Origin of the sequence: Streptomyces sp. NPDC059897, from assembly GCF_042730865.1 — a bacterium.
Classification (GTDB): domain Bacteria; phylum Actinomycetota; class Actinomycetes; order Streptomycetales; family Streptomycetaceae; genus Streptomyces.
Genome location: NZ_JBHWKQ010000045.1, coordinates 20705 through 41791, shown reverse-complemented (window position 1 = coordinate 41791; position 21087 = coordinate 20705). Strand labels below are relative to the sequence as shown.

The following is a 21087-nucleotide window of genomic DNA, read 5'->3' as shown; positions in this document are numbered from 1 at the left end:
GAGCCTATCCGCCCGCCCGAACGTGTTCGTCCGGCGGTTCCTCCACGGCCTCCACCGGCTCCTGCGGGTCCTCCAGCAGGAGCCGCTCCAGTTCCTCACGGCCGGGCAGCCGCCGCGGCCGGACTGTCTCCCCGGTGCGTACGTACACGAAGGCGGCGCTCACGGCCTCCAGGGGCACGCCCTGCTGCTCGGCCCAGGCGAGCCGGTAGACGGCCAGCTGGAGCGGGTCGGCCGACTTCCGGTGGGCCGTCTTCCAGTCCACGATCTCGTACGTCGCGTCGTCCCCGTCGCCTTCCTTGTAGACGGCGTCGATACGGCCGCGGACGACGCGGCCCGCGATGGCCAGCTGGAACGACGTCTCCACCCGGTAGGGGGCGCGGTGGGCGTACGGGGTGCGCTCGAAGGCTTCCTTGAGCGCCTCCAGGTCGCGCTCGTCCGCGATCTCGGCATCGCTGCCGGGCAGCTCCTCGGGGTCGAGCATGGGCAGCCGGAGCTCTTCGAAGCGCGACTCGATCCAGGCGTGGAACCGGGTGCCCCTGCGGGCCGCCGGCTGTGGCGGCTGGGGCATGGGGCGGGCGAGTTCCTGGGCGAAGGCGTCCGGGTCCGCGGCCATCCGCAGCAGCTGGGACGCGGTGAGCGTGTGCGGGACGGGGACGTCGCGCACGGCCGCGCGGGCACGCAACAGCTCGCTGCTCAGCGCCTCGAGGTCGCGGTCCCAGGAGGCGATGGTGCGCGCCTCCTCCGGGGTGAGCTCCGCCTCCGGGGCGGGAGCGGGGTGCGGCACGACCGGGGCCGCCCGCTCGGGCCCGGCCACGCGCGCGCTGGCACCGGCGGGGGACGCGGCGTCCTCGTAAGGATGGTGGTCGCCCTCGTAGGGGTCGCGATCGCCCTCGTCCGGAACGTAGCCGTCCTCGTAAGGGTCGTAGGGCGGCTCGTCGTCCTCGGGCGGCGGTGGCCAGTCGGGGTCCTCGAAGGGGGGCTCGTCGAGGGCGGCGGGGTGGGCCTCCGTGTGCGCGTACGCGGCCTCGGGCCCCGCGGCGCGCTCGAGGTGGGCGAGGACCGTGTGGGCGGCGGCCCTGCGGCGCGCGCGTGCCTCCTCGTCCAGCGGCAGCGGCCAGGCGTGCTCGACCGCGTTCTCCTGGAGGGCCGGGTTCTCCTCGTCCTCCGCCGGTTCGTCGGCCCAGGCCTCGATCTCGCCGTGCCCGGCGGCGCAGTGCTCGTACAGCGCCTCGAGGAAGTCCGAGGGTCCGCGCTTGCGCTTCTGGGACGGCCCCCACCAGTGCCCGGAGCCGAGCAGCAGGGAACGCGGACGCGTGAACGTGACGTATCCCAGGCGCAGTTCCTCGGTGTGCTGGTGGTCCTTCATGTCGGCGTGGAAGGCCTTCATGCCCTTGGAGTCCCACGTCTCGATGTCGGGCAGCGTGGCGCCGTCCCCGCGCAGTTCGTGGGGCAGGACCTTGGCCTGTGCCGTCCACTTCTCGCGGCCCTGGGTGCTCGGGAACGTGCCGTTGACGAGTCCGGGGACGGCGACGACGTCCCACTCCAGGCCCTTGGACTTGTGGGCGGTGAGCACCTTCACGGTGTCCTCGCCGCCGGGCAGCGCGTTGTCGAGGCCCTTCTCGTACTGCGCCGCGGTGCGCAGGAATCCGAGGAAGGCGAGCAGCGTCGCGGAGCCGTCGTTGGCCGCGAAGGACGCGGCGATGTCGAGGAAGTTGGACAGCGTCTCACGCCGCCGGGCCGCCAACGCGTGCGGTGACGCGGAGAGTTCGACCTCCAGGCCGGTGACCGCCAGGACTCGGTGCAGGACGTCCATGAGGGGGTCGGACAACGAGCGGCGCAGCTCGCGCAGTTCGGTGGCGAGCCGGGCGAAGCGCACGCGCGCGTCCGGTGAGAACGGCAGCCCGTCGTCGTCCTCCGCGTCGTCGGCCGAGGACTCCAGGAACGTGTCGAGCGCGTCCGCCAGCGATATCACCTCGGAGGGGTCGACCCCCTCGACGGCCGCGGCCAGGCGCCGGTCCGGGTCGTCGTCCTCTCCCCCGCGCGCGTGGGAGACCAAGTAGCGCGCCCGGCGCCCGAGGAGGGCGAGGTCGCGCGGGCCGATGCGCCAGCGCGGGCCGGACAGCAGCCGCACGAGCGAGGCGTTGGCGCCGGGGTCCTGGAGGACCTCGCACATGGCGACCAGGTCGGCGATCTCCGGGAGGTGCAACAGGCCGGAGAGGCCGACCACTTCGACCGGGATGTCGCGGGCGACCAGGGCGCCCTGGATCTCGGCGAAGTCGGTCGCGGTGCGGCACAGCACGGCGATCTCGCCGGGCGCCGTTCCCGTGTCGACGAGGTGGCCGATGGAGTCGGCGAGCCAGTCGATCTCCTCGCTGTGCGTGCTCAGGAGGGCGCAGCGCACGACGCCGTCCCGCTCGGCCCCGGGGGCGGGGCGCAGGGCCTCCACGCCCGCGTGCATCGCCCTGAGCGGCTCGGCGAGCCCGTTGGCGAGGTCGAGCAGTCGGCCGCCGCTGCGCCGGTTCTCGCTGAGCGCGAAGCGGGTGGCCGGGCGCCCGTCCGCGTACGCGAAGTGGCGCGGGAAGTCGTCGAGGTTGGCGACGGAGGCGCCGCGCCATCCGTAGATCGCCTGGCAGGGGTCGCCGACCGCGGTCACGGCGTGGCCCGTCCCGCCGCCGAAGAGGCCCGCGAGCAGGATGCGCTGGGCCACGGAGGTGTCCTGGTACTCGTCGAGCAGGACCACGCGGAACTCATCGCGCAGGATCTCGCCGACCTCTGGCCGGGTGTCGGCCAGCGTCGCCGACAGGGCGATCTGGTCGCCGAAGTCGAGGAGGTCCCGCGTGCGCTTGGCCTCCCTGTAGCGGCCCACGAGCTCGGCCAGCTCCAGGCGGGCGGCGGCCGCCTCGGGCGCCTTCCGCAGGTCCGCGTTGCTGAGCTTGACGCCTTCCAATGCGCGCAGCAGCTCTTGGTCGTACGCGCGCAGCCTGCCGGGCTGTACGAGGTGTTCCGCCAGCTCGCCGTCCAGCGTGAGCAGATCGCTGACCAGGTCGGCGAAGGAGCGCGTGAGGGCGGGATAGGGGCCGGGCGCTTCGCGCAGCACGCGGGCGGCCAGCTGGAAGCGGGTGGCGTCGGCGAGCAGCCGGGTCGTGGGTTCGAGCCCGATGCGCAGGCCGTGGTCGGTCAGGAGGCGGCCCGCGAAGGCGTGGTACGTGGAGATCACGGGCTCGCCCGGGGGGTTGTCCGGATCGATGGCATCGGGGTCGGTGACACCCGCCTTGATCAGGGCCTTGCGGACGCGCTCGGCCAGCTCCCCCGCCGCCTTGTTGGTGAACGTGAGACCCAGGACCTGATCGGGGGCGACCTGGCCGGTGCCGACCAGCCAGACCACGCGCGCGGCCATCACCGTCGTCTTGCCAGAGCCGGCTCCGGCCACGATCACCTGCGGGGCGGGCGGCGCGGTGATGCAGGCCGTCTGCTCCGGGGTGAACGGGATGCCGAGCAGCTCTTTGAGCTGCTCGGGGTCGGTGAGGCGCGTGGTCACCTCATCGAGGCTAACCGGCACCACTGACAGCGCCGTCCTGTTCCGGCTCAGTGGAGGCGCACGTCACTCGACCACGTGTTTGCCCTCCGGGCGCGCGCTGCAAGAGGCGCGGAAGGCGCAGTGCGTGCAGTGCTGTCCGGTGGTCGGCACGAAGCGCTCGTCGAGGACCTTGCCGGCCGCGGTGGCGAGGAGGTCGCCGACCCATTCGCCTTCGAGCGGCTCTTGCGCCTGCACCTTCGGCAGGGCCTCGCCGCCGTCCTTCTTGGCGGCGCCCTGCCGCAGCTGCACCAGTTCGGCTCCTCCGGGATGCGGGCGGACTCCGTCGAAGACCTCGTCGACCGCGCCCTCGTGCACGGCGAGCTGATACACGGCGAGCTGCGGGTGGCGGGCGACGTCCGCGGCGCTCGGTGCCTGCTTGCCGGTCTTGAAGTCGACCACGTAGGCGCGGCCCTCGTCGTCGCGCTCCACACGGTCCATGGAGCCGCGGATGCGCACTTCGTAGGAGCCCGCTTCGAGCGTCACGTCGAAGTCGTGCTCGCTGGCGACGGGGGTGCGGCTCGTCCGGTCCATGACGTGCCACTGAAGGAAGCGCTCGAGCGCGGCGCGGGCGTTCTCCTTCTCCTGGGCCGACTTCCAGGGCGCGTCAAAGGCCAGGGAGTCCCACACGGAATCCAGGCGCTCCATGAGGACGGCGAGGTCGGCGGGTGTGCGCCCGGAGGCGACCTCGTCGGCCAGGACGTGCACGACGTTGCCAAAGCCCTGGGCCGCGGTGGCGGGGGCGTCGGCCTTCACCTCGCGGCCGAGGAACCACTGCAGGGCACAGGTGTTGGCCAGCTGGTCGAGGGCGCTTCCGGAGAGGACGACGGGGTTGTCCCGGTCGCGCAGCGGCACCTTGCTCTCGGTCGGCTCGTACATGCCCCACCAGCGGTAGGGGTGGGCGGACGGCACGAGCGGTCTTCCGTCGTCGTCGCTGAGCGCGGCGAGCTGGGCGAGGCGGCGTGCGGCGGCTTCGCGCAGCCCTTCGGAGACGCGCGGGTCGACCGTCGTGGAGCGCAGTTCGGCGACGAGCGCGGCGACCGCCAGGGGGCGGCGCGGGCGCCCGGTGACGTCCTTGGGTTCCACGCCCAGCTCGGTCAGGAACCGGGACGGCTGGTCGCCGTCGTCCGCGGGGGCCTTCACGGCGGTGACGACGAGCCGCTCCTTCGCGCGCGTGGCCGCGACGTAGAAGAGGCGTCGTTCCTCCGTGAGCAGCGCTCCGGGGGTGAGGGGTTCGGCGAGGCCGTCGCGTCCGATGCGGTCGGCCTCCAGGAGTGAGCCGCGGCGCCGCAGGTCGGGCCAGAGCCCTTCCTGGACGCCCGCGACGACGACGAGCCGCCACTCCAGGCCCTTGGAGCGGTGCGCGGTCATCAGGCGTACGGCGTCGGGGCGCACGGCCCGTCCGGCGAGGGTGTCGGCCGCGATGTCCTGGGCCTCCAGCTCCTCCAGGAAGTTGCGGGCGCCGCGGCCGCCGGTGCGCTCCTCCGCGCGCGAGGCGACGGCGAACAGGGCACAGACGGCGTCCAGGTCGCGGTCCGCGTTGCGCCCGGCCGCGCCGCCTCGGCGTGCCGCGCGCTCCAGCCGGGCCGGCCAGGGAGTGCCGTTCCACAGCTCCCAGAGGGCTTCCTCCGCGGTGCCGCCGTCGGCGAGTTTCTGGCGGGCGGTGGCGAGGAGCGCGCCGAGACGCTGCGCCCCGCGCGCGTAGGCGGGGTCGTGCAGGGCGAGCCGTTCGGGCTCGACGAGGGCACGCGCGAGCAGCTCGTCCGAGGGCGGCGGCAGCGCGTTCCCGGACGCTCGCTCCTCCTCGCGCAGGGCACGCCCCAGGCGGCGCAGATCGGCCGTGTCCATCCCGGCGAGCGGCGAGGCCAGGAGTTCGAGTGCCGTCTCGGTGTCGAGCCGGGGCTCACCTTCCGGAGCGACCGGATCGTCCTGGTCGTCCTGGTCATCCTGGTCGACCTGGGCATCCTGGTCGCCCTGGTCGTCCGAAATATCTGGGCTATCGGCCCTGGCCACCACCTTGAGGGCCGTCAGCAGCGGCATGACCGCCGGTTCGTGGCGCAGCGGCAGGTCGTCGCCGTCGATGTCGAGGGGGACGCCCGCCGCCGTGAGCGCGCGCCGCACACCCGGGATGCTGCGCCCACCGGCACGTACCAGGACGGCCATGTCGCTCCACGGGATGCCGTCCTCCAGGTGGGCACGCCGCAGGATGTCCGCGATGTTGTCGAGCTCCGTACCGGACGTCGGATACGTGTAGACCTCGGCCCTGCCTCCCTCGCGCACGGGCGACAGCTCACGGTGGGCCCGCACCTTGTGGGCGGGCAGCCGGGTCAGCGGCATCCGCTGGGTGATGCGGCGCGTCGCCTCCAGGAGGCGGGCACCGGACCGCCGGGAGGTGGTGAGCACTTCGACCGGGGCGGGGGCGCCGTCCGCCTGCGGGAAGTCTCCGGGGAACTCCAGGATGCCGTTCACGTCCGCGCCCCGGAACGCGTAGATCGACTGGTCCGGGTCGCCGAAGGCGACGAGCGTGCGCCCCCCGCCTGCCAGCGCGTGCAGCAGCCGCACCTGGGCGGGGTCGGTGTCCTGGTACTCGTCGACGAACACGGCGTCGTACTGCGTGGCGAGCCGGTCCGCGACCTCCGTGCGGTGGGCGAGGAGCACGGCACGGTGCACCAGTTCCGCGTAGTCGAGTACGCCCTGTGCGTCGAGGACGTCCAGGTACTCGGCGAGGAAGGTGGCGGCAGCCCGCCAGTCCGGGCGGCCGATGCGGCGCGCGAAGGCGTCCAGGGCGGCGGGGCCGAGGCCCAGCTCGCGGCTCCGGGCGAGGACCGCGCGCACCTCGTCGGCGAACCCCCGCGTGGTGAGGCACGCGCGCAGCTCGTCGGGCCAGCGCACGTGCGCGAGCCCCGCCTGCTCCAGGTCGATCTGCCCGGCGAGCAGCTCCCGTACGGCGACGTCCTGCTCGGGACCCGAGAGCAGCCGCAGGGGCTCCACGAAGAGGTCCGCGTCCTGGTGGGCGCGGACCAGGGCGTAGCAGAACGAGTGGAACGTCGTCGCCTGCGGAGCGTGCGCCGCCCCGATCCGCTGTGCCATGCGGTCGCGCAGTTCGACCGCGGCCTTGCGGCTGAACGTGAGCACCAGGATGCGTTCGGGATCGGTGCCCTTGGCGATGCGCGCCGAGACGGCCTCCACGAGGGTCGTGGACTTGCCCGTCCCTGGACCGGCCAGGACGAGGAGCGGCCCGTGGGCATGGTCAACCACCGCACGCTGATGTGCGTCCAGACGAGGGGGGTCCACCGGAGCCGGCCGGGTACGCACCAGTCGGTACGCACCGGGGAGCCCCTGTCGAACCTGGTGCTGCGACAGGTGCCGGGTGGACGAGGAGGAGCTCACGTGGATCGCTGGTCCTGGTGGGTCTGCTGGTGGTCGAAGAGCCGTCCGCGCGAAGCGGTGGCCATGGGTTGAAGGAGGTGTCTGCCATCGACGGTGCCGTCGACGCTACGCCGTCGAGTGTGGCGGAAGCCGGGCTTCCGGCGCCTCTTCCGCACTCCCCCGGGCGCAGATGTGCCCGGTCTCACCAACGGACACGGGGGTGCCGAAGTGCCCCGCATGCCCCGTTTCCCCCATACGGGCCACCGGCCCCCCACCCGCGCGCGGGATGGCCGAAGCTGTCAATTGTGAGCTTCCGTACCGGACCGGCCGTCCCACCGCGCGCGCTTCATGTCGAGGCGCGGCAGGTGTCCTTCGGCGGCCCGGGGGGCCTCCCGCAGGGGCGTGCTCTCCTCCCTGTAGTGGTCGAGCGCGCGCAGCTCGCTGCCCGGCAGGAGCTGTCCGTCCGCCCGCACCACACGCCACCACGGAACCGCGCCTCCGTAGAGGGCCATCACCCGCCCCACCTGGCGGGGGCCGCCCTCCTCGAGCCATTCGGCCACGTCCCCGTAGGTCATGACCCGCCCGCGCGGGATCAGCTCCGCGACGTCCAGGACCCGCTCCGCGTAGGCGGGAAGCTCTCCCGCAGGTTCACTCTCCTTGCTCATCCGGCCCATCCTGCCGCACGGCACCGACAGTGCGGAGGGACGGACGGGAGGCGGCCCCCACAGTCGCGGGCCGCGACGCCCGGCGAGGACTCCCGCCTCCTCGAATGCACCCTGATGCCCCCCTATGACGGTGCGGCATGCCACCATCGTGCGGGCGGTGACTGGTGATACGAGATCAAGAAGAGACCACGGAGCAGCAGAGCGTGCACCCCGACAAGGCGGAGGGCACCTCTGTGGCACCGGCGCGCCCTGACGACGACGGCGAACGGGCCGTCGAAACGAAGCACGAGCAGCCGTTGCACGACCCCGACTGTGCCGAAGGGGACGCGCACACCGAGCAGGTCGACGGCGACGAACCGCTGCTCCCCGCGCGCGTGCACCGCCCCTCCGACCTCATGCGGCTCCTCGTGGGCGTGCTCGCCGTCGTCGTGATCATGGCGATCGCGGCGTTCGCGCACGGCACGACCTCGGGCTTCGCCCAGGACATCGACAAGGGCACGGGACAGGCGCCCGACCTGCTGACCAAGTTCGCGGGTCTCGCCTCCAGCATCGCCATCCTGTTGGTGCCGGTCGCGTTCGCCATCGAGCGCCTCATCAAGCGCGACGGCCTGCGGATCGCCGACGGAGTGCTCGCCGCGGTCCTCGCGCACGGGGTGACCCTCGCCACGGACCTCTGGGTCGCCAAGGCCGCCCCGCAGTCCATCCAGGAAGCGCTCACCACGGTGTCGCCCGGCGACATCCACGCGCTGACCGATCCGGTGCACGGCTACCTGGCGCCCGTCATCGCCTACATGACGGCCGTCGGCATGTCCCGGCGACCACGGTGGCGGGTCGTGCTGTGGGTGGTACTGCTGCTCGACGCCTTCGCGATGCTCGTCACCGGCTACACGACACCGTTCTCGATCATCCTGACGGTCCTCATCGGCTGGACCGTCGCCTACGGAACGCTGTACGCCGTCGGCTCCCCGAACGTGCGCCCCACAGGGCAGACGCTCCTCGCCGGACTGCGCCACGTCGGCTTCCGCCCCGTCAACGCCTCCCGTGAGGAAGCCCATGAGGGCACCACGGAGAACGGCGACCGGGGGCGCCGCTACTTCGTCACCCTGGAGGACGGCCCACCGCTCGACGTCACCGTGGTGGACCGGGAGCAGCAGGCACAGGGCTTCTTCTACCGCGTGTGGCGGCGCCTGACGCTGCGCGGCATCACGCAGCGCCGCAGCCTCCAGTCGCTGCGCCAGGCCCTGGAGCAGGAGGCGCTGCTCGCCTACGCGGCCATCGCCGCCGGGGCGAACGCGCCGAAGCTGATCGCGACGTCCGAGCTCGGCCCCGATGCCGTCATGCTCGTCTACGAGCACGTCGGCGGCCGGTCCCTGGACTCGCTGCCGGACGAGGAGATCACCGATGAGCTGATGCGCGACACCTGGCACCAGGTCCAGGCGCTCCAGTCGCGGCGGATCGCGCATCGCAGGCTGGCCGGCGACGCGATTCTGGTGGATCGTTCCGGCACCGTGGTCCTCACGGATCTGCGCGGCGGTGAGATCGCCGCGGGCGACCTGGTTCTCCGCATGGACATCGCACAGCTGCTCACGACGCTGGGCCTTCGGGCGGGCGCCGAGCGCACCGTCGCGTCCGCCGTGGAGGTCCTCGGCCCGGACACCGTCGCCGACTGTCTGCCGCTGTTGCAGCCGATCGCGCTCACCCGCTCCACCAGGGCGACGCTGCGCAGGCTCGCGCGTGAGCGTGCCCAGCGCGAGCGGGAGGCCGTCCTGGAGGCGTCCGGCAAGGCCAAGCAGACGCGCATCGACGAGGCGGCCGCCACCGACACCGGCAAGGTGTCCGTACGCGCCGAGAAGAAGTCCGAGAAGGCGGAGCGGCAGGCCGAGAAGCGGGCCCTCGACGAGGCTCTGGAGGAGGCCCGCGAGGAGGATCTGCTGACCCAGATCCGTCACCAGGTGTTGCGCATCCGGCCGCAGGCGCCCGTCGAACCGGCCCGTCTGGAGCGCATCAGGCCGCGCACGCTGATCAGTTTCATCGCCGGCGCGATCGGCGCGTACTTCCTGCTGTCGCAGCTCACCCACATCGACTTCGGGGCGATCGTCGGCGAGGCCGAGTGGGGCTGGGTCGGCCTCGCGGTGCTGTTCTCCGCGCTCAGCTACGTGGCGGCCGCCATGAGCCTGCTCGGCTTCGTGCCGGAACGGGTCCCCTTCATGCGGGCCGTCGCCGCCCAGGTGGCCGGGTCCTTCGTGAAGATCGTGGCTCCTGCGGCGGTCGGTGGAGTGGCGCTCAACACGCGCTTTCTGCAGCGCGCGGGGGTACGTCCGGGGCTCGCCGTGGCAAGTGTGGGCGCCTCGCAGCTGTTCGGCATGGGCAGCCACATCCTGCTCCTGCTGACCTTCGGTTACCTGACAGGGACGGAGAAGACGCCTTCCTTGTCGCCGTCCCGCACGGTCATCGCAGGCCTGTTGACGGTCGCTGTGCTCGTCCTTGTAGTGACGTCGATTCCGTTCCTGCGGAAATTCGTCGTCACGCGCGTGCGCTCACTTTTCGCCGGTGTCGTGCCGCGCATGCTCGATGTGTTGCAGCGCCCCCGCAAGCTGCTCACCGGCATCGGCGGCATGCTGCTGCTGACCGCCTGCTTCGTGATGTGCCTGGACGCCTCGATCCGCGCCTTCGGGGACGAGACGCAGACCACGATCAGCCTGGCCAGCGTCGCGGTCGTCTTCCTCGCCGGCAACGCGCTCGGCTCGGCTGCCCCGACACCGGGTGGCGTGGGCGCCGTCGAGGCGACCCTGACGGTGGGTCTGATCGCGGTCGGCCTGCCCAAGGAGGTGGCGGCGCCCGCGGTGCTGCTGTACCGGCTGCTCACCCTGTGGCTCCCCGTCCTCCCCGGATGGCTGTTCTTCAACCACCTGACAAGGAAGGGCGCCCTCTAGGCGACTTGGGCATCTCCGGGGCGGCGACGACCTCACTCGCACAGCCCGCAGCCCGAGCGCCCCGCACTCCGCCGCCGCAGGATGGACGCATGCCCAATCCGTCCTGGTCCCGTACCGCTGCCCTGACCGCCGCCACCCTGCTGTCCGTATCGCTCGCGGCGTGCAGCAGCGACACGGACGACGACGTGGATCTTTCGTCCCAGGAGCTGAGCTGGGAGGACTGTCCCGCGCCCGCGGAGTCGCAGGGCGGCGGCGACGCACCCTCCCCGCTTCCCGGCGGAGCCGAGTGGCAGTGCGCCACCATGAAGGCGCCACTCGACTGGGACGACCCCAAGGGCGACACGATCGACCTGGCATTGATCCGCGCCAAGGCCAGCGGGGACGAGGACAAGCGCATCGGCTCGCTGATCTTCAACTTCGGCGGCCCCGGCGGCTCCGGGGTCACCACCCTTCCCGCCTTCGGCTCCGAGTACGCGAAGCTGCGCACCCGCTACGACCTCGTCAGCTTCGACCCGCGCGGCGTGGGGCGCAGCGCAGGCGTCAAGTGCGAGGACGACAAGCAGCTCGACGAGTACTTCCAGCAGGACTCGACGCCGGACGACCCGGCGGAGCAGAAGAAGCTCGTCGACAACATCAAGACGTTCAACGGCACGTGCGAGAAGAACTCCGACACCGTCCTGCCCCACGTACGCACCACGGACGCGGCCCGCGACATGGATCTCATGCGCCAGGTCCTCGGCGACGAGAAGCTGCACTACTTCGGCGTCTCCTACGGCACCGAACTGGGCGGCGTCTACGCCCACTTGTTCCCCAAGAAGATGGGCCGCGCCGTGTTCGACGGCGTCGTCGACCCCACACAGGACCCGGAGGAGGGCTCGCTCGGCCAGGCGAAGGGGTTCCAGCTCGCCCTCGACAACTACGCGAAGCACTGCACGTCCCAGGCCGAGGACTGCCCCGTCGGAGACACCCCGCAGGACGTCAAGACCAAGATCGCCAAGCTGTTGGACGAACTCGAGGAGAAGCCGATCCCGGGCATCTTCCCTCGCGACCTCACACAGACCGCCGCGACCAACGGGGTCGCCCAGGCCCTGTACTCGCAGGACTTCTGGGAGTACCTGACCGAGGGCCTCCAGCAGGCCTACGACGGCGACGGCAAGATCCTCATGGCGTTGTCCGACTCCATGAACGGGCGCAACGAGGACGGCAAGTACAGCAACATCCAGGCGGCGAACATCGCCATCAACTGCGCCGACGACAAGCCCCGCTACTCGGCGAAGGACGTCGAGGCGAAGCTGCCGGAGTTCCGCGAGGCGTCCCCGATGTTCGGTGACTATCTGGCCTGGGGCATGCTCAACTGCTCCGGCTGGGCCGTCGACGGGGCAGCCGAGCACCCGGACGTCAGCGCGCCCGGCTCCGACCCGATCCTCGTCGTCGGCAATACCGGCGACCCGGCGACCCCGTACGAGGGGGCGAAGAAGATGGTCGACGCGCTCGGCAAGGGTGTGGGCGTCGAGTTGACGTACGACGGCGAGGGGCACGGGGCGTACGACAGCGGAAACAAGTGCGTGCACGGCGCCGTGAACACCTACCTCCTCAGTGGGAAGCCCCCGAACGAGGGAACGGTCTGCAAGTGATCCCGGAGTTGTCCACAGGCTGAGCCGGATCCCCGCGCACGCTCCTACGATGGCCTGACTGTCTTTCGAACGGGGGCAGTCGAGGGGGGAGGTGCCATGGCGGCACAGGATTCGCGTGCGCCCGCGGGCGCACGCACACGCCGGGGAAAAGGGGCCCGCGTGCTGGCCCTGGCCGCGGCCGTCGTACTGACGGCCGGGCCGGTCGCGGGCTGCAGCGGATCGGGCGAGCGCGGCGGCGGCGATCCAACGTCGCCGTCCGCATCCGCCTCACGTCCCGGCGGCGCGGCGCGGGGCGACGGAGACTCCCCCGCCCTCCCTTCGTCGCTCACCGACCAGCGCCTCGACTGGGGCCGCTGCCGGGCGCACGCGGGCTCGCCCGCGCCCGGCTCCGACTGGCAGTGCGCGACGCTCAAAGCGCCACGCGACTACGCCGAGCCGGCCGGGCCCACGATCGACGTCGCCCTGATCCGCACCAAGGCTCGGGGCGATGGGAGCGAGCGGATCGGGTCCCTGCTGTTCAACTTCGGCGGCCCCGGCGGCTCCGGAGTGGACCTGCTGCCGGCCTTCGCCCCGCAGTACTCGAAGCTGCGTGAGCGCTACGACCTGGTGAGCTTCGATCCGCGCGGCGTCTCGGCAAGCCGCGGGCTGCGCTGCCGCAGCGACAAGGAGATGCAGGCGGCCGAAGCCGTCGACCTCACCCCGGACACCGCGGCGGAGGAGGCGGCGTACCTCCAGGACGCCGTCGCGTTCGGCAAGGGCTGCGGCAAGCAGGCCGGCGCGCTGCTCGGCCATGTGTCGACCACCGAGGCCGCGCGCGACATGGACCTGATGCGTGGGGCCCTCGGCGACAAGAAGCTGCACTACATGGGCGTCTCCTACGGGACTGAACTGGGCGGAATCTACGCCCACTTGTTCCCCGACAAGGTCGGGCGGCTCGCCCTGGACGCGGTGGTCGATCCGACCGCAGGACGCATCGCGCAGGCCGAGAACCAGGCCCGAGGCTTCCAGCGGGCTCTCGACAACTACTTCAGGTCACGCGGCAAGGACCCCGGGGACGGGGCCCGCGAGATCACCGCGCTCCTCAAGAAGCTCGACGGGAAACCGCTGTCCGTCCCGGGCGGCCGCGAATTGAACGAATCGCTCGCGACGACCGGCATCGCGGTCACTCTGTACAGCAAGAACAGCTGGCCCGCCCTGACACGAGGCCTGCGGGACGCGGAGCGGGGCGACGGCAGCAGCCTGCTCGCCCTCGCCGACTCGTACAACGACCGTGACGCGAGCGGGCGTTACGGCACGGCGAGCCACTCCCAGCGGGCGATCTCCTGCCTCGACGACAAGGTGCGTCCCACGGTGGCGGAGACGAAGGAGCGGCTCGCGAAATTCCGGGAGATCTCGCCCGTGTTCGGGTCGTACATGGGCTGGGACACGGCGGGCTGGTGCCGTGACTGGCCGGTCGCCGGCCAGTGGGACGACCCGGATGTGAGCGCGCGGGGAGCGGCTCCCGTTCTTGTCGTGGGCAACACCGGCGACCCGGCGACTCCCTACGAAGGGGCCCGACGCATGGCCGACGAGCTGGGTGAGGGCGTCGGCGTCGAGCTGACGTGGAAGGGCGAGGGGCACGGGGCGTACGGCTCCGGCAGCGCCTGTGTGGACTCTGCGGTCGACGCGTATCTCCTGGAGGGGCGAATACCGCGCGACGGCAAGGTGTGCTCCTGACGGCGAGCGTCCGCCCCGATACGACGGACGGGCCTCGCGCAGCGTGCGCGAGGCCCGTCCGATCAGCTCACAGCTGCTGAGCCGAGGCTCAGTAGACCGGCTTGTCCGGCTCGATCTGGTTGACCCAGCCGATGACGCCGCCGCCGACGTGCACGGCGTCCGAGAAGCCCGCGGACTTCAGCACGGCGAGGACTTCCGCACTGCGGACACCCGTCTTGCAATGCAAGACGATCTTCTTGTCCTGCGGCATGCTCTCCAGGGCCGTGCCCATGAGGAACTCGCCCTTCGGGATCAGCTTGGCGCCCGGGATGGAGACGATCTCGTACTCGTTCGGCTCGCGGACGTCGATGATCTCGATGCTCTCGCCGTCGTCGATCCACTCCTTGAGCTGCTTCGGAGTGATCGTCGCACCGGCGGCCGCCTCCTGCGCCTCGTCGGACACGACGCCGCAGAAGGCCTCGTAGTCGATGAGCTCGGTGACGGTCGCGTTCGGGCCGCAGACCGCGCAGTCGGGGTCCTTGCGGACCTTGACCTGGCGGTACTGCATCTCGAGGGCGTCGTAGATCATCAGGCGGCCGACCAGCGGGTCACCCACGCCGGCCAGGACCTTGATCGCCTCGGTGACCTGGATGGAGCCGATGGACGCGCACAGCACGCCCAGGACACCGCCCTCGGCGCAGGAGGGGACCATGCCGGGGGGCGGGGGCTCCGGGTACAGGCAGCGGTAGCACGGCCCGTGCTCGGACCAGAAGACCGAGGCCTGGCCGTCGAAGCGGTAGATGGAACCCCACACGTAGGGCTTGTTGAGCAGCACGCACGCGTCGTTGACGAGGTAGCGCGTCGCGAAGTTGTCCGTGCCGTCGACGATCAGGTCGTACTGGCTGAACATGTCCATCACGTTGTCGGCCTCGAGCCGCTCCTCGTGAAGGATCACGTTCACGTACGGGTTGATGCCGAGGACCGAGTCCTTCGCGGACTCCGCCTTGGACCGGCCGATGTCGGCCTGGCTGTGGATGATCTGGCGCTGCAGGTTCGACTCGTCGACCTCGTCGAACTCCACGATGCCGAGCGTGCCCACGCCGGCGGCGGCCAGGTACATGAGGGCCGGCGAGCCAAGGCCACCGGCGCCCACACAGAGCACCTTGGCGTTCTTCAGCCGCTTCTGCCCGTCCATCCCGACATCCGGGATGATCAGGTGGCGGGAGTACCTGCGGACCTCGTCTACGGTGAGCTCAGCAGCTGGCTCGACCAGGGGTGGCAGCGACACGGGGACTCCGTTGGTCGGTATCTACGTACGGTTGTTCCGTCTGTAACACTGCCACGCCCTCCTTCATTCCGAGACACCACGTCCGATGCGCGAGACGATTTCGTCCCAGTAACCGGGCATGGCCTCCCACGGGTCGGTCGAGCCGTCCCGGTCCGTGCGATCGGTGAAGTAGATCGTGCCCGCGCCCTGCCAGCGCGCGATGCGCAGCGCCTCCTCGAGATGACCGAGGGGCATCCCGTGGACGAAGTGGCAGAACCGCTCGGGCGGGTAGTCGGCGGTCCACTCGGCGACCTGGGACCAGCGATAGTCGCTCCAGGGCCCGGAGAAGGTCACCAACTGGTCGGCGTTCTCGGCGTATCCGGGGTACGGGTGGGTGCCGTGCTGGAACACGATGTGCGCGTCGTCGACGAGGGCGCGCAGGGTCGTGGTGGCGCGCCTGACCTCGGGGAGCGCGGCGCGCTCGGTGGGGCAGCGATCGAAGTAGAAGCCGTCCACCTGGTACCAGTCGAGGAAGCGGTGGGCGTCGGAGACCAGTTCACCGAAGGCGCGGGCGCCATAGGTCAGGTCCAAGTGACCAAGGACACGCACCCCCGCCTGCCGCAGCCGCCCCGCCGCCTCCAGGCAGTGCTGGTCGGGGCGAGCCCCCGGACCATTCGCGACATTCAGGACAACCCAGTGCAAGGGCGTTGCGGGGCGGGTGAGTTCGGCCCACTCCGCGGGTGCGACGAGGGGGTGCGCGAAACCGGGGATGCCGAAGCCGAGTCGTACGTCGGTGCTCGACAGGCCGGTCGCGGTCGGGGTCAGATACGGCATGCCGCCTCCATCCAGATGTCGGCGAGGGACTCTTCGAGGTTGATGCGGGGACGCCAACCGAGCCGGTCGCGGGCCGTGCGCACGTCGGCCTGCTGCCAGCTGCCGCAGCCGTCGGGGTACGGATACGCGGTCGGCACGGGAGGCATCCCGTGGTCTGATTCGGTGCGGGGGTGGCCGACGGATGGCCGCATCCCGACGGCCGGGCCGTCGAGTTCGTGGAGGGATCCGCCGAATCCGGCGACGCGGGCGAGCACGGCGGCGGCGTCCCGCAGGCGCACGGCGCGGCCCGAGCCGATGTTGATGACGCCCTGCGCGGCGGAGAGCGACGCGGCGTGCACGGCGCGCGCCACATCCCGTACGTCGATGAAGTCGCGCTGCGCGCCGAGGCCGCCCAGCTTCAGTTCCCCGTCGCCTGCCTGCATCGCGCGGCGCATCGCCTCGGCGAGCCGGCCTAGCGGGGAGCCGGCCGGGGTTCCGGGTCCCGCGGGCGAGAAGACGCGCAGGACGACGGCGTCGAGGCCGGAGCCGAGGACGAGTTCGGTGGCGGCGAGCTTGCTGACGCCGTACGGGCCGCCGGGCCTGGGCACCGCGTCCTCAGCGGTGGACGAGCCGGGCTGCGAGGGACCGTACTCGGCGCCACAGCCGATCTGCACGAGGCGGGCGCCGCAACCGCTGCGCCGCAGGGCCTCGCAGACGGTGGCGACGGCGACGGTGTTGTGCCGGGTGAGATCGCGGGCGCCGCCGCGGGTGGCGCCGGCGCAGTTGATGACCACTCCCGGGTGGACGGCGTCCAGGAAGCGGGTGAGCGCGCCCGGACTGCCGGTGGCGAGGTCGAAGCGGACGTCGGCGTCGTCGCCGCGGCCGAGCGTGGTCAGTTGCACGGCGGGGTCGGCCAGCAGGCGGTCGGCGACGAAGCGGCCCAGATACCCGTTGGCTCCGATCAGCAGAACCCTCATCGGGTGCCTCCCAGGGCTCGCGCGCCGGTCCCTCGGAGCGCTCGGAGGGCGCCGCGCACTGCGCGCGGGGCGCGCCGGTCGTGGATGCCGCGCTGCCCGTGCGGTCCGGAGTATCCGGCGTATCCGGCGCCTCCGGGAGGAGGGGTGGTCATCTGGCGTTCTCCTTATGAGGGTTGCCGTGGGTCTTCGGATGGGCCCGCGGTGTCGGCCCCGCGGGAGGTGGGTGGTCCTGGTCATGTGGCGAGTGCCGGCCGCGGTGGCACGGCGGGCTCGACGCAGGCGCCGGTGTCGGGGGTGGCGGTCATGGCGCCCAGCCGATCGGGTCGTCGGCGTGCGCGTGGGCGGAGGCCCGGGTCAGGGTGCGGGTGGCGTGCACGAGGAGGACGAGGGCGGCGACAGCGCAGGCGACCGCCGGGACGACGCCCGCGCCGACCGCGTCGACGGCGGTCTCGACGGGCAGGCCCAGGACGTCGCAGCCGGGCAGGCGTGCGGCGAAGACCGTGGCGACGGCCAGGACTTCGACGGCGACGGCGGCGCCCAGCGCGAGCGCGGGGGCGTGCGTACGGCGGTGCGCGGCGAGGAGCCGGGCGAGCAGCAGCAGTACGCCCAGGGCGCCCGCTCCGGCGTAGTCCACCTTCTCGTCGAGTACGGCGCCGGCCAGGGCGAGGAGCGCGCCGAGGGCGAGCCCGAACAGGGCCACGGACCCGAGGAGCAACGGGCGTGCGGAGGCGGCGAATTCGGCGAGTCCGCGGCTCGCGGCGAGGCGGCGCCGTGCTCCGCCCGAGAAGAGCTGGGCGCACCAGGTGGCCGGTGCCACCGAGACGGCGAGCGCGACCAGGGGTGCGGCCGCGGGGGCCCAGGGCTCGTCGGGCCCGCCCGCGAGCGCGGCTTCGAGGAGGCCGTCGCCGAGGAGCGCGTACGCGAGCAGCCAGCAGGACCACAGCCGGGCCGAGGGCGCGGAGGGGCCGTCGACCGCGCGCAGCGGCCCGTGGCGCAGCGTCGTGCGCAGGGCGACGAGGGTGGCGAGCACACCGACGAGGCCGATGGCCAGACGTACGGTGCCCGCGGTGGCGTGGACACCGAACAGCGTGAGCGCGCAGAAGGCGCCCGGCAGCAGCGCGAGCCCGGCCCACAGACCACGCACTCCGGTGGCGGGAGCGGTCGCCTCGACGACGGTCTCGTACGGGTCGCCGTCCCTCGCCGCGCGGGCGTACATCTCCTCGGCGAGCGAGAACACGTCCTTGTGGCGGAAGCGGGCGGCGGTCCGGTCGGTGACGCCGTGGGCCTCAAGACCCGCGGCGATCTCCAGCGGGTCGACGGCCCGCTCGCACAGTTCACGGTGCCGGTGCATCAGGCCCTTGACCGGGTCGGCTCCGGAACGGCGTTGGGCGGGGCGGGAGTTGGCGCCGCGGGGCTCGGGGCCTTGCGTCTCCGCGCCGCGCGGACCGACGATCCGCGCGACATCGGCACGGTGGGCCGCCTCTGTACGGGAGGCGTCGTCAGGGGAGGTCTCGTCACGAGACTCGTCGTCGCTGGACGCGTCGTCACGGGCCCTGTCTTCGAGGACGGGCGAACGCCACGCCGCTGGGTCGCCCAGCAACCCCATGTCCAGCCCGTCGTCCACCTCACCACCGTCGGAACCGACGCCGACGCCGACGCCGGAACCGGTGCCGGTACCGGCACCCGAACCGTCACCGTCGCGCGCCCCCAGCGCCTCCGCCGATCCGGCGCCCCACGCCCCGGCGCTCACCGGTACTCGGGGCGCATCGGCGTCGCCCCCGGTACCGGTGTCGCCGAACGCGGCACGCTCACTCGCGCGTTCGCTGATCCGCCCGGTCATCCCTCCGCCTCCCCGCTGCCCTGCGTCATCCCGGCCAACTGCTCCCGTGCACCGCCATCGGCTCCCCAACTGGTGCCTGCCGCCCCGCCGGAGCGCCCGGCCAGCCATGAGCCGCCTCGGTCACCCGCGTTCTGCGTGGTCCAGCGGCCCGGCACATGCGCCTCCGGTGGGTAGGCGAACGGCAAGGGGTCGCCCGCGTCGTCGACGACCTCCCGGCGTACCGGGCAGCGCGAGACGATCTCCAGGTAAATGCTGTGAAATGCCGTGATGTTCTGCTCGACGGTGAACAGCTCCAGGGCGCGCGCCCGCGCCGCCGCGCCGAGCCGTTCGCGCCGTGCGGGGTCGCGCAGCAGCGCCACACACGCCTCCGCGAGCGCCCGCGGGTTGCGCGGGGGCACCACGAGCCCCGTGCCACCGATCACCTCGACGACGGCGCCCGCGTCCGTGGACACCGTCGCGCGCCCGCAGAACATGGCCTCGACCAGGCTGACCGGGAAGCCTTCGACGACGCTGGACAGGACGACGACACCGCAGGAGCCGTAGACATCGGCGAGGTCGGGGGCCTCGGGAGAGCCCAACTCCTCGAAGGAGACGGGGTTCTCGCCCACGGCGTGGATCCCCTCCGCCTCGTCCGGGAAGAGCTGTGCGGCGAGGGCCTTGCAGTGCCCGAGATACAGCGCCGCCTCGCGGTCGGCCGTGGGATCCGGGGCCTCCGCCCCGCCGCCGGGCCCACCGGGGGTCCTCGCGGAGACGAACCCGTCGGCCGGCCATCCGCCGCCGTCCACGCGCCCCGCGCCCGCGGCAGCGCCGGCCTCCGGCACCCCCACGATGCGCAGCCGGGCCCTCGGCTCTTCCTTGCGGATCTCGGAGAACGCGTGCAGCAGCGAGATCAGGTCCTTGGAAGGGTCGATGCGCCCGACCCAGACGATGGTGTCCGGATCACCCGGCCCCTCCCGCTCGCCCACCGCGGCGAAGTGGCCGGCCTCCATGCCGGGGTGAATGGTGCGCAGCTTGGCGCGGTCGGCGCCGCACCGCTCCTGCCAGCGCCGCGCGTGCGCGTTGCCGGGCGTGATCACGGTGGCCTGCCGGTAGACCTCGGCGGCGAGCCGGCCGTGGAAGGCGGCGAGCAGCGCGCGTACCGGCGCGCTCAACTCGGCGTCCCCCGCGGCGAGGTACCGGGCCCTGAGCTGCACCCCGTACTCCGTGACGAGCAGCGGCACCCCGTAGAAGTGCTTGGCGACCAGGCCGGGCAGGGCGGCCGCGCCTCCGGAGGCCGCGTGGCAGAGATCGACGGACGCGAGCCCGCCACCTCCGGAAAGCCCCGTGGGGAAACCTGAAGAAGAAGCCGAAGAAGGAGCCGGGGAAGACCCCGACACCCCCTGCGCGCCCGGCGACGCACCCAACGGCGACGCCGAAGCCCCCGACCCCGAACCCGCCGCCGACTCCGAACCCGCCCTCGACACCGCCGACGCCTCCGCCGACACCGCCGAACCGGCCCCCGCCCCCGCCCCGGCCGAGTGGCCCGAGGCATCGAACCCCGACCCGTCCTCGTACCAGTCCAGCGACAGCGGCCGCAGCGCCCGCTCCACATGCGCGGCGAAGGAGAGCAGATCGGGTACGCGGGCAGCGCGCACCGCACGGAGTGCGCCCGGCGCGCGGCAGGCGCGCTCCAGGATGCGTACGGCGGCCTCGGAGCGCAGGGAGACGCCGAGGCCGCCCTCGTCGCGGGCAAGTTCGGCGAGCCCGTACAGCGCGTTGGCGAAACGGTCCGCGTCGCTCGTTCCCTCGTCATCGGACGTCGCGTCGGCGGCCACCACGGACTCGACCAGCTCCCGGTACAACGCCGCGAACCGGCGCCGCGCCCGCCGCCCGAACACGCCGTCGCGCGCGCCGCTCTCGCTCCCGGACGCCGCCGCCCACATCGGCGCGGTCCGTACCCGCATGACCTGAGGCGGCAGTTCGAGCCACCCCGCGTCCTCCTGCTCCTGGCTGGTGGAGAGCGCGTAGATGTCGAACTCGTGCTGCTCGAGCCCGCGCACAAGCCGGTCGCACCAGAGTCTGGCCTCACCGTTCACATACGGATAGCCACCCTCGGTAAGCATTCCGATGCGCACGCGCACACCCCCGATCTCCCGTACAGGGAGCCGCCGTTGGATTGGCGGCTCGCAGCGGGACGAACGTATGCGGACATGCCGGTGGGGGGGTTGTGGGGGTTGGGAGAAACACCCACAAAAGGGGTGAGGGGGGTATATTTAAACCACCGCCCCCGTTGTTTTGTTTTTAAAAAAAAAAAAGCCCCCCGACAAAAAAACAAGCGGGA

The 21087-nt window shown here is 72.2% G+C and carries 11 protein-coding genes; 3 read left to right on the top strand and 8 right to left on the bottom strand.

Annotated elements, in window-relative coordinates:
• Positions 1 to 4: 4 nt before the first annotated feature.
• The 3 genes from ACFV9W_RS33060 to ACFV9W_RS33050 form a co-directional block, all read right to left on the bottom strand.
• A complete protein-coding gene (locus tag ACFV9W_RS33060; RefSeq protein WP_385768611.1) occupies positions 5 to 3538 on the bottom strand; it encodes an ATP-dependent DNA helicase in 3534 nt (1177 codons plus the stop codon).
• A gap of 63 nt (positions 3539 to 3601) precedes the next feature.
• Positions 3602 to 6964, bottom strand: a complete 3363-nt coding sequence (locus tag ACFV9W_RS33055; protein ID WP_385768609.1) for an ATP-dependent helicase — start codon at positions 6962 to 6964, stop codon at positions 3602 to 3604.
• Positions 6965 to 7242: 278 nt separating this feature from the next.
• Positions 7243 to 7608: an MGMT family protein gene (locus ACFV9W_RS33050; RefSeq protein ID WP_385768607.1), complete on the bottom strand. Its 366-nt coding sequence runs from the start codon at positions 7606 to 7608 to the stop codon at positions 7243 to 7245.
• A gap of 164 nt (positions 7609 to 7772) precedes the next feature.
• Between ACFV9W_RS33050 and ACFV9W_RS33045 the strand changes: the two genes are divergently transcribed.
• The 3 genes from ACFV9W_RS33045 (at position 7773) to ACFV9W_RS33035 (ending at position 13891) form a co-directional block, all read left to right on the top strand.
• Positions 7773 to 10541, top strand: a complete 2769-nt coding sequence (locus ACFV9W_RS33045; protein WP_385768605.1) for a lysylphosphatidylglycerol synthase domain-containing protein — start codon at positions 7773 to 7775, stop codon at positions 10539 to 10541.
• A gap of 89 nt (positions 10542 to 10630) precedes the next feature.
• Positions 10631 to 12175 (top strand): alpha/beta hydrolase, encoded by a 1545-nt coding sequence (locus tag ACFV9W_RS33040; RefSeq protein ID WP_385768603.1) that lies wholly within the window; start codon positions 10631 to 10633, stop codon positions 12173 to 12175.
• Between the two features lie 96 nt (positions 12176 to 12271).
• On the top strand, positions 12272 to 13891 hold the full coding sequence (locus ACFV9W_RS33035; RefSeq protein ID WP_385768601.1) for an alpha/beta hydrolase: 1620 nt from the start codon (positions 12272 to 12274) through the stop codon (positions 13889 to 13891).
• Positions 13892 to 13979: 88 nt separating this feature from the next.
• On the opposite strand, the gene moeZ is transcribed toward ACFV9W_RS33035, so the two are convergent.
• The 5 genes from moeZ to ACFV9W_RS33010 form a co-directional block, all read right to left on the bottom strand.
• Complete coding sequence (gene moeZ, locus ACFV9W_RS33030; RefSeq protein WP_385768599.1) at positions 13980 to 15158, bottom strand: adenylyltransferase/sulfurtransferase MoeZ; 1179 nt, start codon at positions 15156 to 15158, stop codon at positions 13980 to 13982.
• A gap of 63 nt (positions 15159 to 15221) precedes the next feature.
• Complete coding sequence (locus ACFV9W_RS33025) at positions 15222 to 15971, bottom strand: spherulation-specific family 4 protein (RefSeq protein WP_385768597.1); 750 nt, start codon at positions 15969 to 15971, stop codon at positions 15222 to 15224.
• Complete coding sequence (locus tag ACFV9W_RS33020; protein WP_385768595.1) at positions 15959 to 16927, bottom strand: NAD-dependent epimerase/dehydratase family protein; 969 nt, start codon at positions 16925 to 16927, stop codon at positions 15959 to 15961. The genes ACFV9W_RS33025 and ACFV9W_RS33020 overlap by 13 nt, the downstream gene beginning before the upstream one ends.
• Positions 16928 to 17228: 301 nt before the next feature.
• Positions 17229 to 18767, bottom strand: a complete 1539-nt coding sequence (locus tag ACFV9W_RS33015) for a hypothetical protein (protein WP_385768593.1) — start codon at positions 18765 to 18767, stop codon at positions 17229 to 17231.
• Entirely contained in the window at positions 18764 to 20881 is a 2118-nt protein-coding gene (locus ACFV9W_RS33010) for a DUF3492 domain-containing protein (RefSeq protein WP_385768591.1), read from the bottom strand. The genes ACFV9W_RS33015 and ACFV9W_RS33010 overlap by 4 nt, the downstream gene beginning before the upstream one ends.
• Positions 20882 to 21087 lie beyond the last annotated feature (206 nt).

Bases quoted from the DNA above. Each gene is read 5' to 3' on its own strand.
- ACFV9W_RS33040 (WP_385768603.1), top strand. From the start codon at position 10,631: ATGCCCAATCCGTCCTGGTCCCGTACCGCTGCCCTGACCGCCGCCACC.
- ACFV9W_RS33050 (WP_385768607.1), bottom strand. From the start codon at position 7,608: ATGAGCAAGGAGAGTGAACCTGCGGGAGAGCTTCCCGCCTACGCGGAG.
- ACFV9W_RS33020 (WP_385768595.1), bottom strand. From the start codon at position 16,927: ATGAGGGTTCTGCTGATCGGAGCCAACGGGTATCTGGGCCGCTTCGTC.
- ACFV9W_RS33035 (WP_385768601.1), top strand. From the start codon at position 12,272: ATGGCGGCACAGGATTCGCGTGCGCCCGCGGGCGCACGCACACGCCGG.
- ACFV9W_RS33025 (WP_385768597.1), bottom strand. From the start codon at position 15,971: ATGCCGTATCTGACCCCGACCGCGACCGGCCTGTCGAGCACCGACGTA.
- ACFV9W_RS33015 (WP_385768593.1), bottom strand. From the start codon at position 18,767: ATGACCGGGCGGATCAGCGAACGCGCGAGTGAGCGTGCCGCGTTCGGC.